This is a genomic window from Micromonospora sp. NPDC049230 (assembly GCF_040647875.1).
In the GTDB taxonomy this organism is placed as follows: domain Bacteria; phylum Actinomycetota; class Actinomycetes; order Mycobacteriales; family Micromonosporaceae; genus Micromonospora.
In genome coordinates this window covers 41,539-55,613 of sequence record NZ_JBEZCZ010000028.1, presented here as the reverse complement: position 1 = coordinate 55,613, position 14,075 = coordinate 41,539, and the positions used below count along the sequence as shown (strand labels likewise).

Here is a 14,075-nt window from a genome sequence, read left to right as displayed (position 1 = left end):
CAGACAATCACACATATCTATCTGCCACCATCGCTGTATGACTCGACTCCTGCTCGTCGAGGACGACTCGGAACTACGCGGCATGGTGGCTGAGACACTGACCGGCGAGGGATACGTCGTCGACCAGGCCCCCGACGGCCAACGCGGCCTGCACCTGGGGCTCACCCGGCCGTACGACGTCATGGTGATCGACCGACGCCTGCCCGCCCTCGACGGGCTGGACCTGGTCGTCCGGCTGCGCGCCCGTGCGGTGGTCGCCCGGGCACTGCTGCTGACCGCGCTCGGCACCGTCGAGGACCGGGTCGCCGGCCTCGACGCGGGCGCCGACGACTACCTGACGAAGCCCTTCGACCTGGACGAGTTGAGCGCCCGCATCCGAGCCCTCTGCCGCCGGACCACCGAGTCCACCGAGGTGCTGCGGCTCGGGTCGGGCCAGCTCGACCTCTCCGTGCGCGACGCCGTCCTGCCCGACGGCACCCGGATCGCCCTGTCCGCACGCGAGTTCGAGCTGCTGCGGGTCCTCGCGGCCCGGCCGCACACCGTCCACTCCCGCTCCGAGCTGCGCAGCCGGGTCTTCGACGAGGCGGGCGCGGCGTCCCTTGTCGACACGTACGTCTACTACCTACGCCGCAAGCTCGGCCGCTCGGTGATCCGTACCGTACACGGCCTTGGCTACCGCCTGGGAACCCTGTGAGCTTCGAGGACACCATGCTGCGCCGGACCAGGGCGCGGGTCAGTCTGCTCGTCGGACTCACCATGACGGCGCTGCTCGCCCTGGGTGCCGCCATCTCCTATGCCGCACTGCTGCGCTATCAGCACGAGCAGATCGAACGAGAGCTCAACTACGGCGCGGTCCACGGCACCATCGCCGGGCCGCCGGGATGCAGCTGGATCATCCTGTACGACGGCAACCGCACCGACTCGGGCCGGAACCCGCCCCCTCCGGGCTTCCCGCTACAGTCCGCCATCGACGCGGTGGCCCTCGACCACCAGGTCCGCAGCGACAAGGTCGACCGCAACGGCACGACCTACTACGTCCGCACCCAGCCCCGCGGCACGGGCGTCGTGCAAGCGGTGTTCGACGCACGCTTCCAGCTCTCCGACCGGCGTCACCTGCTCGCCGCGTTCCTCCTCGCGGCGGTGGTCGGCCTCGCCGCGGCGGTGTTCACGGGCATCGTCGTGGGTCGCCGAGCCGTGGCGCCACTCGCCGAGGCGCTCGGCCGGCAACGCCGCTTCGTCGCCGACGCCAGCCACGAGTTGCGCACCCCCATCGCCCAGGTCCACACCCGCGCCCAGATCCTGGCCCGGCGGGCCGGGGCGGAACGCGCCGACTACGACCGCCTGATCGAGACCACCCGCCGCCTCGGCGAGATCGTCGACGAGCTCCTGCTCTCCGCCCGCCTCGCCGCCACCCCGGCCGACCGACACCCCTCCGAACCCGTCAACCTTGCCCTCCTCGCCGCCCAGGCCGTCGACTGCGAGGCTGACCGCGCCGCGGAGCAGGGCGTCCACCTGCACCTGTCGGTCCCGGACACTCCGGTCCTCGTCCCCGGCATCGCCTCTGCCCTGCGCCGCATGGTCGGCGAACTGCTCGCCAACGCCCTCACCCACACCCCGACCGGCGGCCGCATCGACGTCGCCCTGCGCACCTCCCGCCGCGGCGCGGACCTGGTGGTCAAGGACAGCGGAACCGGCTTCGACCCCGCCGACGCCGAACACCTCTTCGACCGCTTCCACCGCGGCGCGGGGGCCAAGGACCGGCGCTTCGGTCTGGGCCTGGCCCTCCTGCGCGAGGTGGTGACCAGCCACGGCGGGACGATCTCCACCGACAGCCGGCCCGGCGCCGGGGCGACATTCACCGTCCGGCTACCGACGATTCCGCCACGGGCCGCCGCGGGCTGATGCCACTGATGGGCCAGCGCCCGCGCGTTGCCCGGGTCGCAAGATCGCACTATTTCCTGGTTGTCGTGGCCTCCCTGCCGTCCGAGGCCACGACAACCAGGATCGAGCGTGATCGGGATGCCCTCAGTGCGCCCGCGCTGGCGCAACGCATCGACTAGGGTGCTCCGGAAGCCCGCCCCGACGAGGAGGAACACGTGTTTGTCTTGGAGTTGTCCTTCGGCGACGAACCCGACCGGCTTGCCGCTCGGCCCGCGCACCGGGAACGTCTCCAGGCACTACGTCAGGAGGGCCGGCTGGCCATGGCCGGGCCGTTCGCCGACGACTCCGGCGCACTCCTCATCTTCGACGTCCCGGACGCCGAGGCGTTCGCCGCGATCGTCGCCGAGGACCCCTACTACCGCACCCCCGGGGTGACGATCGTCAGCCAGCGGGAGTGGTCACCGATCGTGCGCTAGGTGCGCATGCCGGCCCGGTCGGGGTCAAATAGTCAAGGGCCTGCCCGCCATTATTGGCGAGCAAGCCCTTGACCTGCTACAACAAGGTGGAGCCGAGGGGACTCGAACCCCTGACCCCCACACTGCCAGTGTGGTGCGCTACCAGCTGCGCCACGGCCCCTTGCTGTCGTCCCGGTCGCCCGGGCACTGGGAAACTATACACAGACCGGCTCGCATGGTCATCTCGCGGGGTCCCCCGCCCGCGCCGGGTCAGTTGAGCGCGACGTCCGGCGGGAAGTGGGCGACGGCGGCCATCATCCCACCCTGGCGGCGCAGCACCATCGGCCACAGATCGTCGGGCCGGTCGACGAAGGCGTCACCGGGCAGACCGTCCAGCACGAACCAGGAGCCGTCGGCGATCTCCTGCTCCAACTGGCCGCCGCCCCAGCCGGAGTAGCCGGCGAAGACCCGGATGCCACCGATGCTCTCCCGCAGCCGCTCCGGGTCGACCGAGAGGTCGATCGTGCCGACCGCTCCGGAGACCTGGTGGAAGCCCTTGAGCCGGCGCATCGGGTGCCGCATGCGGGCCAGGCAGATGGCCGAGTCGGGCTGCACCGGGCCGCCCTCGAAGAGCACCGCCGGGTGGCGGGCCAGGTCGCTCCAGTCGCCGAGCACCTCGGACACCGGCACCTCGGTGGCCCGGTTGAGCACCACGCCCAGCGCGCCGCCGGGCTCGTGGGCGACCAGCAGCACCACCGTACGGTCGAAGTTCGGGTCCTTGAGCGCCGGAGTGGCGACCAGCAGCCGCCCGGTCATCGACTCCATCGCTCGTCCGCCGATCGCCTGACCCTCTCCCTGCATCCCACACACCCGTCAACCGTGAGCCCGCGCCGGGGATCGGTCATCTACCGTATCCGCCCGGTGCATCGGGATCAGCCGCGCTGTCAACGCCATGCCTGGCACCATAGCCTGCGTCCCGGGTGCTGGCTAAGGGCTGACCGGCAGGTGATCAGACAGTTAAGACCGCAGTTAGCCAGTTCCGATGCCCTGACCAGGCACGGGCCCGGTCCGGCGGATGGACCCGCCGGAAACACCCGAAAGGTCCGTCACATCCGGATAGATTCGGCTGATCGGGAGGGACGACTGCTGTCGTCCCTCCCGCGACACGGAGGCGGGTGGCGATGGCAACGGTCCGGGACGCGACGTACGACGTGCTCCGCACCCTCGGCATGACCACAGTCTTCGGTAACCCCGGCTCGACGGAGGAGCCGTTCCTGGCGAACTTCCCCGCCGACTTCCGTTACGTCCACGCCCTCCAGGAGGCGACGGCGGTCGCGATGGCCGACGGCTACGCCCAGGCCGGCGGCACACCCGCCCACGTCAATCTGCACACCGCCCCGGGCACCGGCAACGGCATGGGCAACCTGGTCACCGCCTGGCACAACAAGACGCCGCTGATCGTCACCGCCGGCCAGCAGACCCGGGAGATGCTGCTGCTCGAACCTCGGCTGGCCAGCCGCCGGCCCACCGAGCTTCCCCAGCCGTACGTCAAGTGGGCCTACGAGCCGGCCCGCGCGCAGGACATCCCCGCGGCGGTGCTGCGGGCGTACGCGACGGCGGTGCAGCCACCGGCCGGGCCGGTCTTCCTCTCCCTGCCCATGGACGACTGGGCCCAGCCGGCCGACCCGCTGCCCGCACCACGAACGGTGGCCACCCGGTTCGCGCCGGACCCGCGACGGCTTGACGAGTTCGCCCGGATCCTGGCCGGCAGTGACAACCCGGTGCTGGTGTACGGGCCGGGGGTGGACCGCTCCGGGAGCTGGCCGACAGCCGTCGCGCTCGCCGAGCGGCTTGCCGCACCGGTCTGGTCGGCCCCGGCACCCGAACGGGCCGTCTTCCCGGAGGACCACCCGCACTTCCGCGGGGTGCTCCCGTACGCGATCGGCCCTCTCGCCGAGGCGCTGCGCGGGCACGACACGGTGCTTGTCGTCGGCGCACCGGTGTTCCGCTACTACCCGTACGTGCCGGGTGGGCACCTGCCGGAGGGCGCCCGACTGCTGCACGTCACGGACGACCCCGACGAGGCCGCGCGGGCACCCGTCGGGGACAGCCTGCTCGGCGACCCGGGGCTGACCCTGGCCGCGCTTGTGGACCGGGTGCCGCCGGCCGACCGGCCACCCCCCGCCCCCCGGGACGCACCGACCCCGCCGGAGATCACCGCCCCGCTGAGCGCCGACGCGCTGTTCGCCGGGCTGGCCGCGCACTGGCCGGCGGACGGCGTGCTGGTGCAGGAGTCACCGTCCAATCTGTCCGCACTGCGCCGGCAGCTGCGGATCACCCGCCCGGCGTCGTACTTCACGATGGCCAGCGGCGGCCTCGGCTACGGCCTGCCGGCCGCGATCGGCGTGGCGCTGGCCGAACGGGACAGCGGGCGCGACCGCCCGGTGGTGGCGGTCGTCGGTGACGGCTCGTTCCACTACTCGGTGCAGGCGTTGTGGACCGCCGCGCGTCTCGCACTACCGGTGGTGGTCGTCGTTCCGGTCAATCAGCAGTACGCGATCCTCAAGGCGTTCGCCGAGCTGAAACACACTCCCGGTGTGCCCGGCCTGGACCTGCCGGGGTTGGACATCGTCGCCATCGCGACCGGCTACGGCTGCGCCACCGAGGTCGTCGAGACCCCCGACCAGCTCGGTGCGGCGCTCGCCACCGGGCTGCGGGCCGACCGGCCGACAGTGCTACCGGTGCCGATCAGCACCGACGTGCCCAGCCTCCTCTGAGGCGGCCCGTCGGCTCCGGCGCCGGTCGGTCAGCGTGGGGCGATCGACAGGGGGGCTCCGGTGGCGACGTCCAGGACCGGCCGGACGCCCAGCGGCGCCCCCAGGGTGACGGCGACCGGTGCCAGCTTGAGCACGGCGGGACAGTCGCCGGTGGCCCGGGTGACGCGGCCGCCGACCACCACGACGTCCGGCCGTTCCCACACCAGCGGCGTGATGTCGGTGTCGCAGGCGCCGACGCCGAGCCGCACTGTCATCCGGGCATCGTCGACCGCCTGAAGGTTCTGAGCGCCCACCAGACCGTCGGCCAGCGGGCCGGCCGGCGCGGAGCTTTGGGGGACGGGCGTGACAGCGGTCGGCGCGACGGCGAGCCGGGCCACCGGGGTGGCCAGTTCCTTGATGGTGAACAGCCAGGCCGGGACCTGCGCCGTGCCCCGGCTCGTGCGGACCGGCACGGCACCGAACGTGACAGCGGTGACGGTGAGCGAGAGACAGGCCGTCTGCGTCGCGCTGGTGGCCCATCCGTCCGGCCCTGGTTCCACGCGGGGGCCGCCCGGACTCGGCAGGCCGGGCCGCTTCGGTCGCCCCGGGCAGGGCAGCGGATCACCCTGGTCCAGCTGACGGTACGCCTCGGCGGCGCTGACCAGCGGCAGCGTCAGCCGGCCGTCCGGGAATCGGATCTCGCCGCCGACCCGGGTGGGCGGTATCGGGACCTGCGCCCGATACCACCCGGCCCGGTAGGCGGCCTCGGTGTCCGGGGTGAAACGCGGGTCACCGGTGAGCACCGTGGGCCCCTCCAGCGGGACGTACCCCGTACTCCAGTCGGGGCCGGGTCGCCACGCCTCGGCCACCTCGGCGGCCCGGTTGTCGAACGCCTCGCCGCGGGGCGACTGGTGGCGAGGCCCGACGGGCGGATCCGCCACGGGTGTGGCGCAGCCCGCCGTGAGCAACAACGGGAGGACGAGAAGCAGGGCCGGTCGACGCATGTACGGTTCGACGCCACCGCCGATCCGCCGGTTCCCGGTCGGCCGCTCAGGTCTCGCCACCCAGGTCCGTCTGGTACGCCTCCCAGAGCAGGTCGGCGCCGCGCCGCCGATGCCGGGCCAAGCGCCGCAGCAGGTGCCCGGCGCGGTGCCGCAGCTCGTCGGGGTGCACGTCGGGACGCTCGGCGGCCCGTTGCACCGCGAGGATCGCGGCGACGATCCCCGCGTGCTCCCGGGTCAGCAACCGCACCCCGTGGGCCAGCCGGGGCGACTGGGTGAGCAACTCCCGGTAGAGGCCCGCCGGGCCCTCGGTGACCCGGACGTGCTCGGCGAACCCGTGCCCCACCGGACGCAGCCGGAGCAGGACCTCTTCCCGCCAGCGCGGCTCGGTGGGGGCCACGGTGACGGCCCGGCCGAACGCGTGGACGTCTCCGGCCAGGCCGGCCGGGCGTGGCTCACCGGGCAGCCCGATCGGATGGTGCGGTACGGCGGGCGGGCGGGCGACGAGTGACGACTGCTGGACCGGACCGGTGACCATGGCACCTCCCGTGCTGTGCAGCTACCCCACACCACGATGGTGAGCCTGCCCGCCCGGCCGGTAAAGCCCCCGGGGGATGCTCATCTGTCCCGTTGGTCCCAGGGGTCTCGCAGGTCCCTGTGGAAACGGACAACCGCCGCTCAGCCGAGCCGGGGGTGCTCCGCCCGGCGGCGCAGTTGGCGGGCGACGGCGTGCGCGTCGCCGTCCCGACCGTCGGCCGGCCGGCCCGTCGTGATCGCGTCGGCGAGCGCGCGCAACTCCGACGGGGGCAGGCTGGCCAACCCCATGCCCCGCAACGCGACGGTGACCCGCCGTCCATCCGCGGGGTCGGTCGCGATGATGGCGGCTGTCCGCTGCCGAGGCGCCGGAATGTCGTCCCCCGGCTCGTCGTACGACAGCGCGGCGGCGTCGATCCGGGCGGTGGCGAGGTCGACACCGCGCGTACGGAACGCGCCCCGGACCCGGACGTGGCTGCCCTCCAGCCAGGCGGCAGTGCGGAGCACCCGCAGCACGAGGTAGATGCCGAGCAGGACGAACGGCAGGCCGCAGAGCCCGATGAACGGGCTCGGCCCGGCCTGTTCCGCGCCACCGTCCCGTAGGGCGGGTGGCAGCATCCCCGGCGGCAGGTCGCGAGCCTCCTCGTAGGAGGAGAACGGGTCACCCGGACCGGACAGCCGACCCAGCAACCCGCCGGCGACCAGCGGCAGCACCACGAATGCCGACGCGACGGCGGTGATGAAGACGCCGACCACCACCGCCCACGTGCGCTGCCCGGGTGAGGCGCCGACCGACAGGCGCAGCTCCTGGTTCGTCACAGGGGGCAGCGTAGGCGAGCCGCGGACACGACGAAGCGCCCCGGCCGATGGGCCGGGGCGCTTCGCTCGAGGTGGTGGAGGTGCCGGGAATCGAACCCGGGTCCTTCGCCGGTTTGTCAGGGCTTCTCCGAGCGCAGCTCGCTGTGCCTCTACTCGGCCCCACCGCTCACGCGAGCAAGTTGGTGTGACGGGCCCAGTCGCTGATTAATCTCGCCGCACGGACCCCGCGACCGGGTCCGGTTGGCCAGCCTCCTAGCTGATGCCGGCTACTGGGACGAAGGCGTTCCCAGGCCGACAGACTTAGCTACTCGCCTCAGGCGGCGAGAGCGAAGTCAGCGCGATTTTGCTTGGCGCTTATAAGTTTCCGACGACCGATTCTCGAGACGACGTCGGCTTCCTCGGCTCGCTTCCCCTGTCGCTGCGTACGAAGTCGAAACCAGTCACCCCCTCGACAGGCCGCCGATGTGGCGGCACTGACAAGACTAACGCCTGCCGCAACAGCTTTCATCCCGAGCCCCGGGCCGGCACGCCGACCCGGACAAACAGGATGAACTAGTCGTCCATGCCCTTGCCACGTCGACCGGACACCCGGGCGATCTCCCGGTCCGCGTCCCGCTTGGCGAGGTCCTGCCGCTTGTCGTACGACTTCTTGCCCTTGGCCAGGGCGATCTCGACCTTGGCCCAGCCGTCGGAGAAGTAGACCTGCAACGGAACGATGGTGAAACCGCCCTCGCGGGTCTTGCCGACGAGCTTGTCGATCTCGACCCGGTTGAGCAGCAGCTTGCGGGTGCGCCGGGGCTCGTGGTTGGTCCAGGTGCCCTGCGTGTACTCCGGGATGTGCAGGGCGTGCAGGAACAGCTCGCCGTCACGCTCCTGGGCGAACGCGTCGACGAGCGACGCCCGCCCGGCCCGCAGCGACTTGACCTCGGTGCCGGTCAGCGCCATGCCTGCCTCGTACGTGTCGAGAATGGCGTAGTCGTGGCGCGCCTTCTTGTTGGAGGCGACCACCTTGCGCCCCTTTTCCCGTGGCATCGGTGCCACCCCCTCTCTCCGCTGCCCGTGGGCCGAGCGCACCTCGGCCGGACAACCGATCATGCTACCCGAATGACAAGGACCCTCCCGCGCCGTTTATTTCCGGCTGCGGGAGGGTCCTCGGGAGACGACGGGACGACCCGTACGGTGCCTAGACCCGCAGGTAGAAGCGCAGGGTGATCCAGGCGGTGCCCGCGCTGATCAGGCCACCGACGCCGGCCATCAGCGGGAAGACGACAAGGATGTCGCCCCAGGAGATCGGCGAGAGCAGACCCTGCAACGCGCTCAACGAGCGGTCGAAGAGCAGATACTTGGCCGCGACCAAGGCCACCAGACCGAGCAGCGAGCCGATCAGGCCGGCCACCACGGCCTCCAGCACGAACGGTGCCTGGATGAACCAGTTGGAGGCGCCGACCAGCTTCATGACCGCCACCTCACGCCGCTTGCTGTACGCGGCGACCTGGATGGTGTTCGCGACGAGCAGCAGGGCGGCGATCGCCATCACGATGGCGGCGGCCAGGGCGATGTTCTGGATCGAGGTGAGGATGTCGAAGATCTTGTCGAGCAGTCGACTCTGGTCGATGATCTCGTCGACACCCGCGGTGTTCTTGTACTGCTCGTAGATGTCCTTGTACTGCTCCGGGTTGTTCAGCTTGAGCCGGAACGACTCGGGCAGCTGGTCCGGCTTGACCACGTTCACCAGGTCTGGCGCGTCCTGGTACATGACCTTGAACTTCTTGTACGCCTCGTCCTTGTTGACGTAGAAGACCTCCTTGACCAGGGGGTCGCTGTCGAGCTTGGCGTTCAGGTCGGTGCGCTCCTGCTCGCTCACCTCCTGCTTCAAGAAGATCGAGACTTCGATGTTCTTGTAGTAGGTGACCTTCATGTCGTCGACCTGGCGGTACATGAGACCGCTGGCGCCGAGCATGGTCAGCGAGACCGCCATCGTGATGATCATCGCGATGGACATGGTCACGTTGCGCCACAGTCCGACCAGTACCTCGGACAGGACGTATTTCACGCGCATCGGGATTTCCTCCGGGTCTCCGGCATGAAGTGTTCGTCGTCAGGCTGCGCAGGGGTGGAGAGCCGGCTCACCCGTAGACGCCGCGGGCCTGGTCACGCACGATACGACCGCTCTCGATCTCGACGACGCGGCGGCGCATCTGGTTGACGATGTTGGAGTCGTGGGTGACCATCACGACGGTCGTGCCGGTGCGGTTGATCCGGTCCAGCAGGCGCATGATCTCGATCGAGGTGTCCGGGTCCAGGTTTCCGGTGGGCTCGTCCGCCAGCAGGATCAGCGGACGGTTCACGAACGCCCGGGCGACGGCGACCCGCTGCTGCTCACCACCGGAGAGCTCGTGCGGGTAGCGGTGCTCCTTGCCACCGAGCCCGACCAGCTCCAGCACCTCCGGCACGACCCGGCGGGCAACCGCCTTGGTCTTGCCGATCACCTCGAGGGCGAACGCCACGTTCTCGTACGCGGTGCGGTTCGGCAGCAGCCGGAAGTCCTGGAAGACACAGCCGATCGAGCGCCGGAAGTGGGGTCGCTTCCACGAGCGCATCGACGTGACGTCCTTGCCGTTGACGACGACGCGGCCCTTGTTGGGGGCGACCTCGTGCAGCAGCATCTTGATGATTGTGGACTTGCCGGAGCCGGATGGACCGATGAAGAAGACGAACTCGCCCTTCTCGATCGAGACGGACACGTTGTCGAGCGAAGGCCGGGACGCCTTCGGGTACGTCTTCGTCACTTGCTCAAGCTGAATCACGGGTGGTGAGTCTACGCGGTGTAACAACTGAGCCAAGCCCCACGCCCCGCCGATCCGGCACGAGTCGTCGAATCAGGCCTCTACCTGGAGATCGACGAAGCGTTCCGCCCGCGTCTCGTTACGCTCCGTCGCCGGCGAGTTGCCGTTGCTTACGCCAACGGATCCCCGCCTCGATGAAACCGTCCAGGTCCCCGTCGAACACCGCACTCGGATTGCCGGTCTCCTGCTCGGTTCGGAGATCCTTCACCATCTGATACGGGTGCAGGACGTAGGAGCGCATCTGGTCGCCCCACGAACCGGCGGCGTTCTCCTTGAGCCCCTCCAGCTTGGCCTGCTCCTCCTGGCGCTTGCGCTCCAGCAGTCGGGCCTGGAGCACCCGCAGCGCGGAGGCCTTGTTCTGCAACTGGGACTTCTCGTTCTGACAGGTGACCACGATGCCGGTCGGGATGTGGGTCAACCGGACCGCCGAGTCGGTGGTGTTGACGCTCTGCCCACCGGGCCCGGAGGAGCGGTAGACGTCGACGCGTACCTCGTTCTCCGGGATGTCGATGTGGTCGGTCTGCTCGGTGACCGGCAGGACCTCGACACCCGCGAAGCTGGTCTGCCGGCGGCCCTGGTTGTCGAACGGGCTGATCCGGACCAGCCGGTGGGTGCCCGACTCGACGCTGAGCGTGCCGTACGCGTAGGGCACCTTGACCGCGAAGGTGGCCGACTTCAGGCCCGCCTCCTCGGCGTAGGAGGTCTCGTAGACCTCGGTCGGATAGCCGTGCCGCTCCGCCCAGCGCAGGTACATCCGCAGCAGCATCTCGGCGAAGTCGGCGGCGTCCACACCACCGGCGCCCGCGCGGATGGCGACAAGCGCCTCCCGGGAGTCGTACTCGCCGGAGAGCAGGGTGCGGACCTCCATCTCCTGGATGGCCTTGGTCAACCCGGTGATCTCCGACTCGACCTCGGTCAACACGCCCGGGTCGGCCTCGGCCTCGGCCAGCTCCAACAGCACCTGGGCATCGTCGAGGCTGGACCGCAGGCTGCCCAGCTTGCTGATCTCGCCGTTGACGTACGACAGCTGCGAGGTCACCTGCTGAGCCTTGGCCTGGTCGTCCCACAGGTCGGGGGCGGAAGCCTCCTGCTCAAGGCGGGCCTTGTCCTCGTGGAGTCGGTCGAGGTTGAGGACGGCCTCGATGTTTCGCAGGGTCGCGTCGAGTTCCTTGAGCTGTTCGGCGTAATCGGCAGCGGTCACGACAGGTAAGCGTACTGCGCGAACGAGGATTGAGCTTGCGAGCCCCGCGGTCCCGCGCAAAAGCCACACCCCGACGCCGCCGGCTGAGCAGCTCGTTCCCTCTGGGCTAACCCGCCGGAGGTCACCCGACCGGAGCGGACTTCAACCAGGACAGGGCCGCCCGGTGGTAGGCGACGGCGAACTCCAGCGCGCTGGCGTCGTACGTCTCCCCATCCCGTTTGGCGTTCTTCACCTGCTCCCGGACCTGGGCGAGGGCCTCGGTGTGGTATTCGTTGGCCGAGGCGTACAGGCCCTTGAGCTGGCTGGCGGAGTGCAGGTTGCCGAAGGCCATCCGCAGCGCGATCGGGTTGCGGATGGTGTCCCGCCCCGGGTTCTCGGCCAGCCAGCGGGAAAATGTCCGTTTCCCACTTGCGGTGAGCGCATACGGCTGGCTCATCCGCGGCCCCGGCTTACCGAGCCGCACGAAACCCCGCTCGGCCAGCACCGGCAACTCGCGGTAGACCTGACTGCGCGTCATCGACCAGTACGGCGCCAGACGGCGCTCAGCAGCGGCCATCAACTGACCACCTGTCATCGGGCCCTCGTGGAGGAGGCCGAGCAGGGCCGCCGCCGTAGGGTTGACTCCGGAATCCGCCATGCCCCCTACGCTGCCACTTTGCGCACCCGGCGTCCAGGATTTGCCGGTTTGCCACCCAACAGGACTTCCTAAGTGCACTGTCGGCGACAGACTGTCCGTTGAGGACTATCGATGGATCACGGCCCCGGGCCGACCCGCCGGCGGCACCGCGCGCCGCCGGCGGGTCGTCGCCGCAGTTCAGCCCATGTGCGGGTACGTGTGGTCGGTCGGCGGCACGAAGGTCTCCTTGATCGTGCGCGGCGACACCCAGCGGACCAGGTTGAGCCAGGAGCCCGCCTTGTCGTTGGTGCCGCTGGCCCGCGCGCCGCCGAACGGCTGCTGCCCGACGACCGCCCCGGTCGGCTTGTCGTTGATGTAGAAGTTGCCCGCCGCGTACCGCATCCGCTCGGCGACCGCGTCGACCACCCGGCGGTCGGTGGCGAACACCGAGCCGGTCAGCGCGTACGGGGCGATCGACTCGGCCTGCGCGACCACGTCGTCGAACCGGGCGTCGTCGAACACGTGCACGCCCAGGATCGGCCCGAAGTACTCGGTGGTGAACGTCTCGTGGGCCGCGTCGGAGCACTCGAAGAGCGTCGGCCGGACGAAGTAGCCGACCGAGTCGTCGGCGGTGCCGCCGGCCAGCACCCGGCAACTCTCGTCACCGCCGATCAGCTCCAGCGCGGCGGTGTGCCGGGCGAACGCCCTGTCGTCGATCACCGCGCCGCCGAAGTTGCCGAAGTCGGTCACGTCGCCGTAGGTCAGCGAGTCGGTGGTGGCGGCCAGCCGGTCGCGCAGCCCACCCTCCCAGATCGAGCGCGGCACGTACGCCCGCGACGCCGCCGAGCACTTCTGGCCCTGGTATTCGAACGCGCCGCGGATCAGCGCGGTGTGCAGGGCGTCCACGTCGGCGCTGGTGTGCGCGACGACGAAGTCCTTGCCGCCGGTCTCGCCGACCAGCCGGGGGTAGCCCCGGTAGCGGGCGATGTTGTCGCCCACGGTCCGCCACAACTGCTGGAAGACCTTCGTCGAGCCGGTGAAGTGGATGCCGGCCAGGTCCGGGTCGGCGAGCACCACGTCGGAGACCTCCTCACCCCGGCCGGTGACCATGTTGATCACGCCGGGCGGGAGGCCGGCCGCCTCGAACAGCCGCATGGTGAAGTGCGCGGCGAACTGCTGTGTCGGGCCCGGCTTCCAGATCACCGTGTTGCCCAGCAGGGCCGGCGCCGACGGCAGGTTGCCCGCGATGGCGGTGAAGTTGAACGGGGTGACCGCGTAGACGAAGCCCTCCAGCGGGCGGTGGTCGAAGCGGTTCCAGACGCCGGGCGAGGACGCCGGCTGCTCCTCCAGCAGACGCCTGGCGAAGTGCACGTTGAACCGGAGGAAGTCGATGAACTCGCACGCCGAGTCGATCTCCGCCTGGATCGCGGTCTTCGACTGGCCCAGCATGGTGGCGGCGTTGAGGGTGTCGCGCCACGGGCCGGCGAGCAGCTCGGCGGCACGCAGGAAGATCGCGGCCCGCTCCTCGAACGGCAGCGCCCGCCACATCGGAGCGGCGTCCTTGGCCGCCTTGATCGCGGCGTGCGCGTCGTCGTGGGTGGCGTGCGCGGTCACGCCCAGCACGTGCGCGTGCCGGTGCGGCTGCACCACGTCGATCGGGTCACCGGCGGCCATCCGCTGGTCACCGCCAATGGTCATCGGCAGGTCGATGCGCTCGGCGGCGAGCTCGGTCAGCCGCCGCTGGAGCCGGTCCCGGTCGGGGCTGCCCGGCTCGTAGTTGCGAACCGGCTCGTTGCGCGGCTCGGGAACGGAGAACACGGCATCCATCAAAGGCTCCTGGCGATCTCGACAGCAGTGGCGAAACCGGACCCGCGGGCACCGACCGGGCGGCCGGACACCGGACGCCACGCGGAAGGGCCGAGCAGCGGCGGGACCTCGCACAATTCTCCCACGAAGGGCAGCACAC

General features: G+C 70.4%; 14 protein-coding genes, 1 tRNA gene and 1 other RNA gene. 4 read left to right on the top strand and 12 right to left on the bottom strand.

Going from position 1 to position 14,075, the window contains the following annotated elements; translation table 11 throughout:
- Positions 1 to 37 precede the first annotated feature (37 nt).
- From AB0A95_RS22550 to AB0A95_RS22540, 3 genes are all read left to right on the top strand, one after another.
- Complete coding sequence (locus tag AB0A95_RS22550) at positions 38 to 694, top strand: response regulator transcription factor (protein WP_357557720.1); 657 nt, start codon at positions 38 to 40, stop codon at positions 692 to 694.
- Complete coding sequence (locus tag AB0A95_RS22545; protein WP_357557719.1) at positions 691 to 1,902, top strand: HAMP domain-containing sensor histidine kinase; 1,212 nt, start codon at positions 691 to 693, stop codon at positions 1,900 to 1,902. The genes AB0A95_RS22550 and AB0A95_RS22545 overlap by 4 nt, the downstream gene beginning before the upstream one ends.
- Positions 1,903 to 2,096: 194 nt before the next feature.
- A complete protein-coding gene (locus AB0A95_RS22540) occupies positions 2,097 to 2,357 on the top strand; it encodes a YciI family protein (protein WP_357557718.1) in 261 nt (86 codons plus the stop codon).
- A gap of 87 nt (positions 2,358 to 2,444) precedes the next feature.
- Here AB0A95_RS22540 and AB0A95_RS22535 read toward each other — a convergent pair.
- Together AB0A95_RS22535 and AB0A95_RS22530 are read right to left on the bottom strand one after the other, a co-directional pair.
- Positions 2,445 to 2,517, bottom strand: a tRNA-Ala gene (locus tag AB0A95_RS22535).
- An 89-nt stretch (positions 2,518 to 2,606) separates the two neighbouring features.
- Complete coding sequence (locus AB0A95_RS22530; protein WP_357557717.1) at positions 2,607 to 3,197, bottom strand: YqgE/AlgH family protein; 591 nt, start codon at positions 3,195 to 3,197, stop codon at positions 2,607 to 2,609.
- A gap of 320 nt (positions 3,198 to 3,517) precedes the next feature.
- On the opposite strand from AB0A95_RS22530, the gene mdlC reads away from it, so the two are divergent.
- Complete coding sequence (gene mdlC, locus AB0A95_RS22525) at positions 3,518 to 5,113, top strand: benzoylformate decarboxylase (RefSeq protein ID WP_357557716.1); 1,596 nt, start codon at positions 3,518 to 3,520, stop codon at positions 5,111 to 5,113.
- A 29-nt stretch (positions 5,114 to 5,142) separates the two neighbouring features.
- Here the strand turns inward: mdlC and AB0A95_RS22520 are convergent, their stop codons facing one another.
- From AB0A95_RS22520 to pruA, 10 genes are all read right to left on the bottom strand, one after another.
- Positions 5,143 to 6,096, bottom strand: coding sequence for a hypothetical protein (locus AB0A95_RS22520; protein ID WP_357557761.1), 954 nt, complete (start codon positions 6,094 to 6,096; stop codon positions 5,143 to 5,145).
- Between the two features lie 46 nt (positions 6,097 to 6,142).
- Positions 6,143 to 6,631 carry a hypothetical protein gene (locus tag AB0A95_RS22515; RefSeq protein ID WP_357557715.1) on the bottom strand — a complete coding sequence of 163 codons (489 nt, stop codon included), beginning with the start codon at positions 6,629 to 6,631 and terminating at the stop codon, positions 6,143 to 6,145.
- 140 nt (positions 6,632 to 6,771) lie between these two features.
- A complete protein-coding gene (locus AB0A95_RS22510) occupies positions 6,772 to 7,446 on the bottom strand; it encodes a hypothetical protein (protein ID WP_357557714.1) in 675 nt (224 codons plus the stop codon).
- A gap of 72 nt (positions 7,447 to 7,518) precedes the next feature.
- Positions 7,519 to 7,894, bottom strand: a transfer-messenger RNA (tmRNA) gene (ssrA, locus tag AB0A95_RS22505).
- A gap of 104 nt (positions 7,895 to 7,998) precedes the next feature.
- Positions 7,999 to 8,478 carry an SsrA-binding protein SmpB gene (gene smpB / locus AB0A95_RS22500; RefSeq protein ID WP_357071795.1) on the bottom strand — a complete coding sequence of 160 codons (480 nt, stop codon included), beginning with the start codon at positions 8,476 to 8,478 and terminating at the stop codon, positions 7,999 to 8,001.
- A gap of 151 nt (positions 8,479 to 8,629) precedes the next feature.
- Positions 8,630 to 9,505 carry a permease-like cell division protein FtsX gene (gene ftsX / locus AB0A95_RS22495; protein WP_357557713.1) on the bottom strand — a complete coding sequence of 292 codons (876 nt, stop codon included), beginning with the start codon at positions 9,503 to 9,505 and terminating at the stop codon, positions 8,630 to 8,632.
- 67 nt (positions 9,506 to 9,572) lie between these two features.
- Positions 9,573 to 10,253 carry a cell division ATP-binding protein FtsE gene (gene ftsE / locus AB0A95_RS22490; protein WP_030331491.1) on the bottom strand — a complete coding sequence of 227 codons (681 nt, stop codon included), beginning with the start codon at positions 10,251 to 10,253 and terminating at the stop codon, positions 9,573 to 9,575.
- A 118-nt stretch (positions 10,254 to 10,371) separates the two neighbouring features.
- Entirely contained in the window at positions 10,372 to 11,493 is a 1,122-nt protein-coding gene (prfB, locus tag AB0A95_RS22485) for a peptide chain release factor 2 (protein WP_357557712.1), read from the bottom strand.
- Positions 11,494 to 11,614: 121 nt separating this feature from the next.
- Complete coding sequence (locus AB0A95_RS22480; RefSeq protein ID WP_091393967.1) at positions 11,615 to 12,130, bottom strand: PadR family transcriptional regulator; 516 nt, start codon at positions 12,128 to 12,130, stop codon at positions 11,615 to 11,617.
- 177 nt (positions 12,131 to 12,307) lie between these two features.
- Complete coding sequence (gene pruA, locus AB0A95_RS22475; protein ID WP_357557711.1) at positions 12,308 to 13,936, bottom strand: L-glutamate gamma-semialdehyde dehydrogenase; 1,629 nt, start codon at positions 13,934 to 13,936, stop codon at positions 12,308 to 12,310.
- Positions 13,937 to 14,075 lie beyond the last annotated feature (139 nt).

Coding starts and splice junctions, on each gene's coding strand:
- AB0A95_RS22515 (WP_357557715.1), bottom strand. CDS start 6,631: ATGGTCACCGGTCCGGTCCAGCAGTCGTCACTCGTCGCCCGCCCGCCC.
- AB0A95_RS22530 (WP_357557717.1), bottom strand. CDS start 3,197: ATGCAGGGAGAGGGTCAGGCGATCGGCGGACGAGCGATGGAGTCGATG.
- smpB (WP_357071795.1), bottom strand. CDS start 8,478: ATGCCACGGGAAAAGGGGCGCAAGGTGGTCGCCTCCAACAAGAAGGCG.
- pruA (WP_357557711.1), bottom strand. CDS start 13,936: ATGGATGCCGTGTTCTCCGTTCCCGAGCCGCGCAACGAGCCGGTTCGC.
- mdlC (WP_357557716.1), top strand. CDS start 3,518: ATGGCAACGGTCCGGGACGCGACGTACGACGTGCTCCGCACCCTCGGC.
- AB0A95_RS22480 (WP_091393967.1), bottom strand. CDS start 12,130: ATGGCGGATTCCGGAGTCAACCCTACGGCGGCGGCCCTGCTCGGCCTC.
- ftsX (WP_357557713.1), bottom strand. CDS start 9,505: ATGCGCGTGAAATACGTCCTGTCCGAGGTACTGGTCGGACTGTGGCGC.
- AB0A95_RS22520 (WP_357557761.1), bottom strand. CDS start 6,096: ATGCGTCGACCGGCCCTGCTTCTCGTCCTCCCGTTGTTGCTCACGGCG.
- AB0A95_RS22550 (WP_357557720.1), top strand. CDS start 38: ATGACTCGACTCCTGCTCGTCGAGGACGACTCGGAACTACGCGGCATG.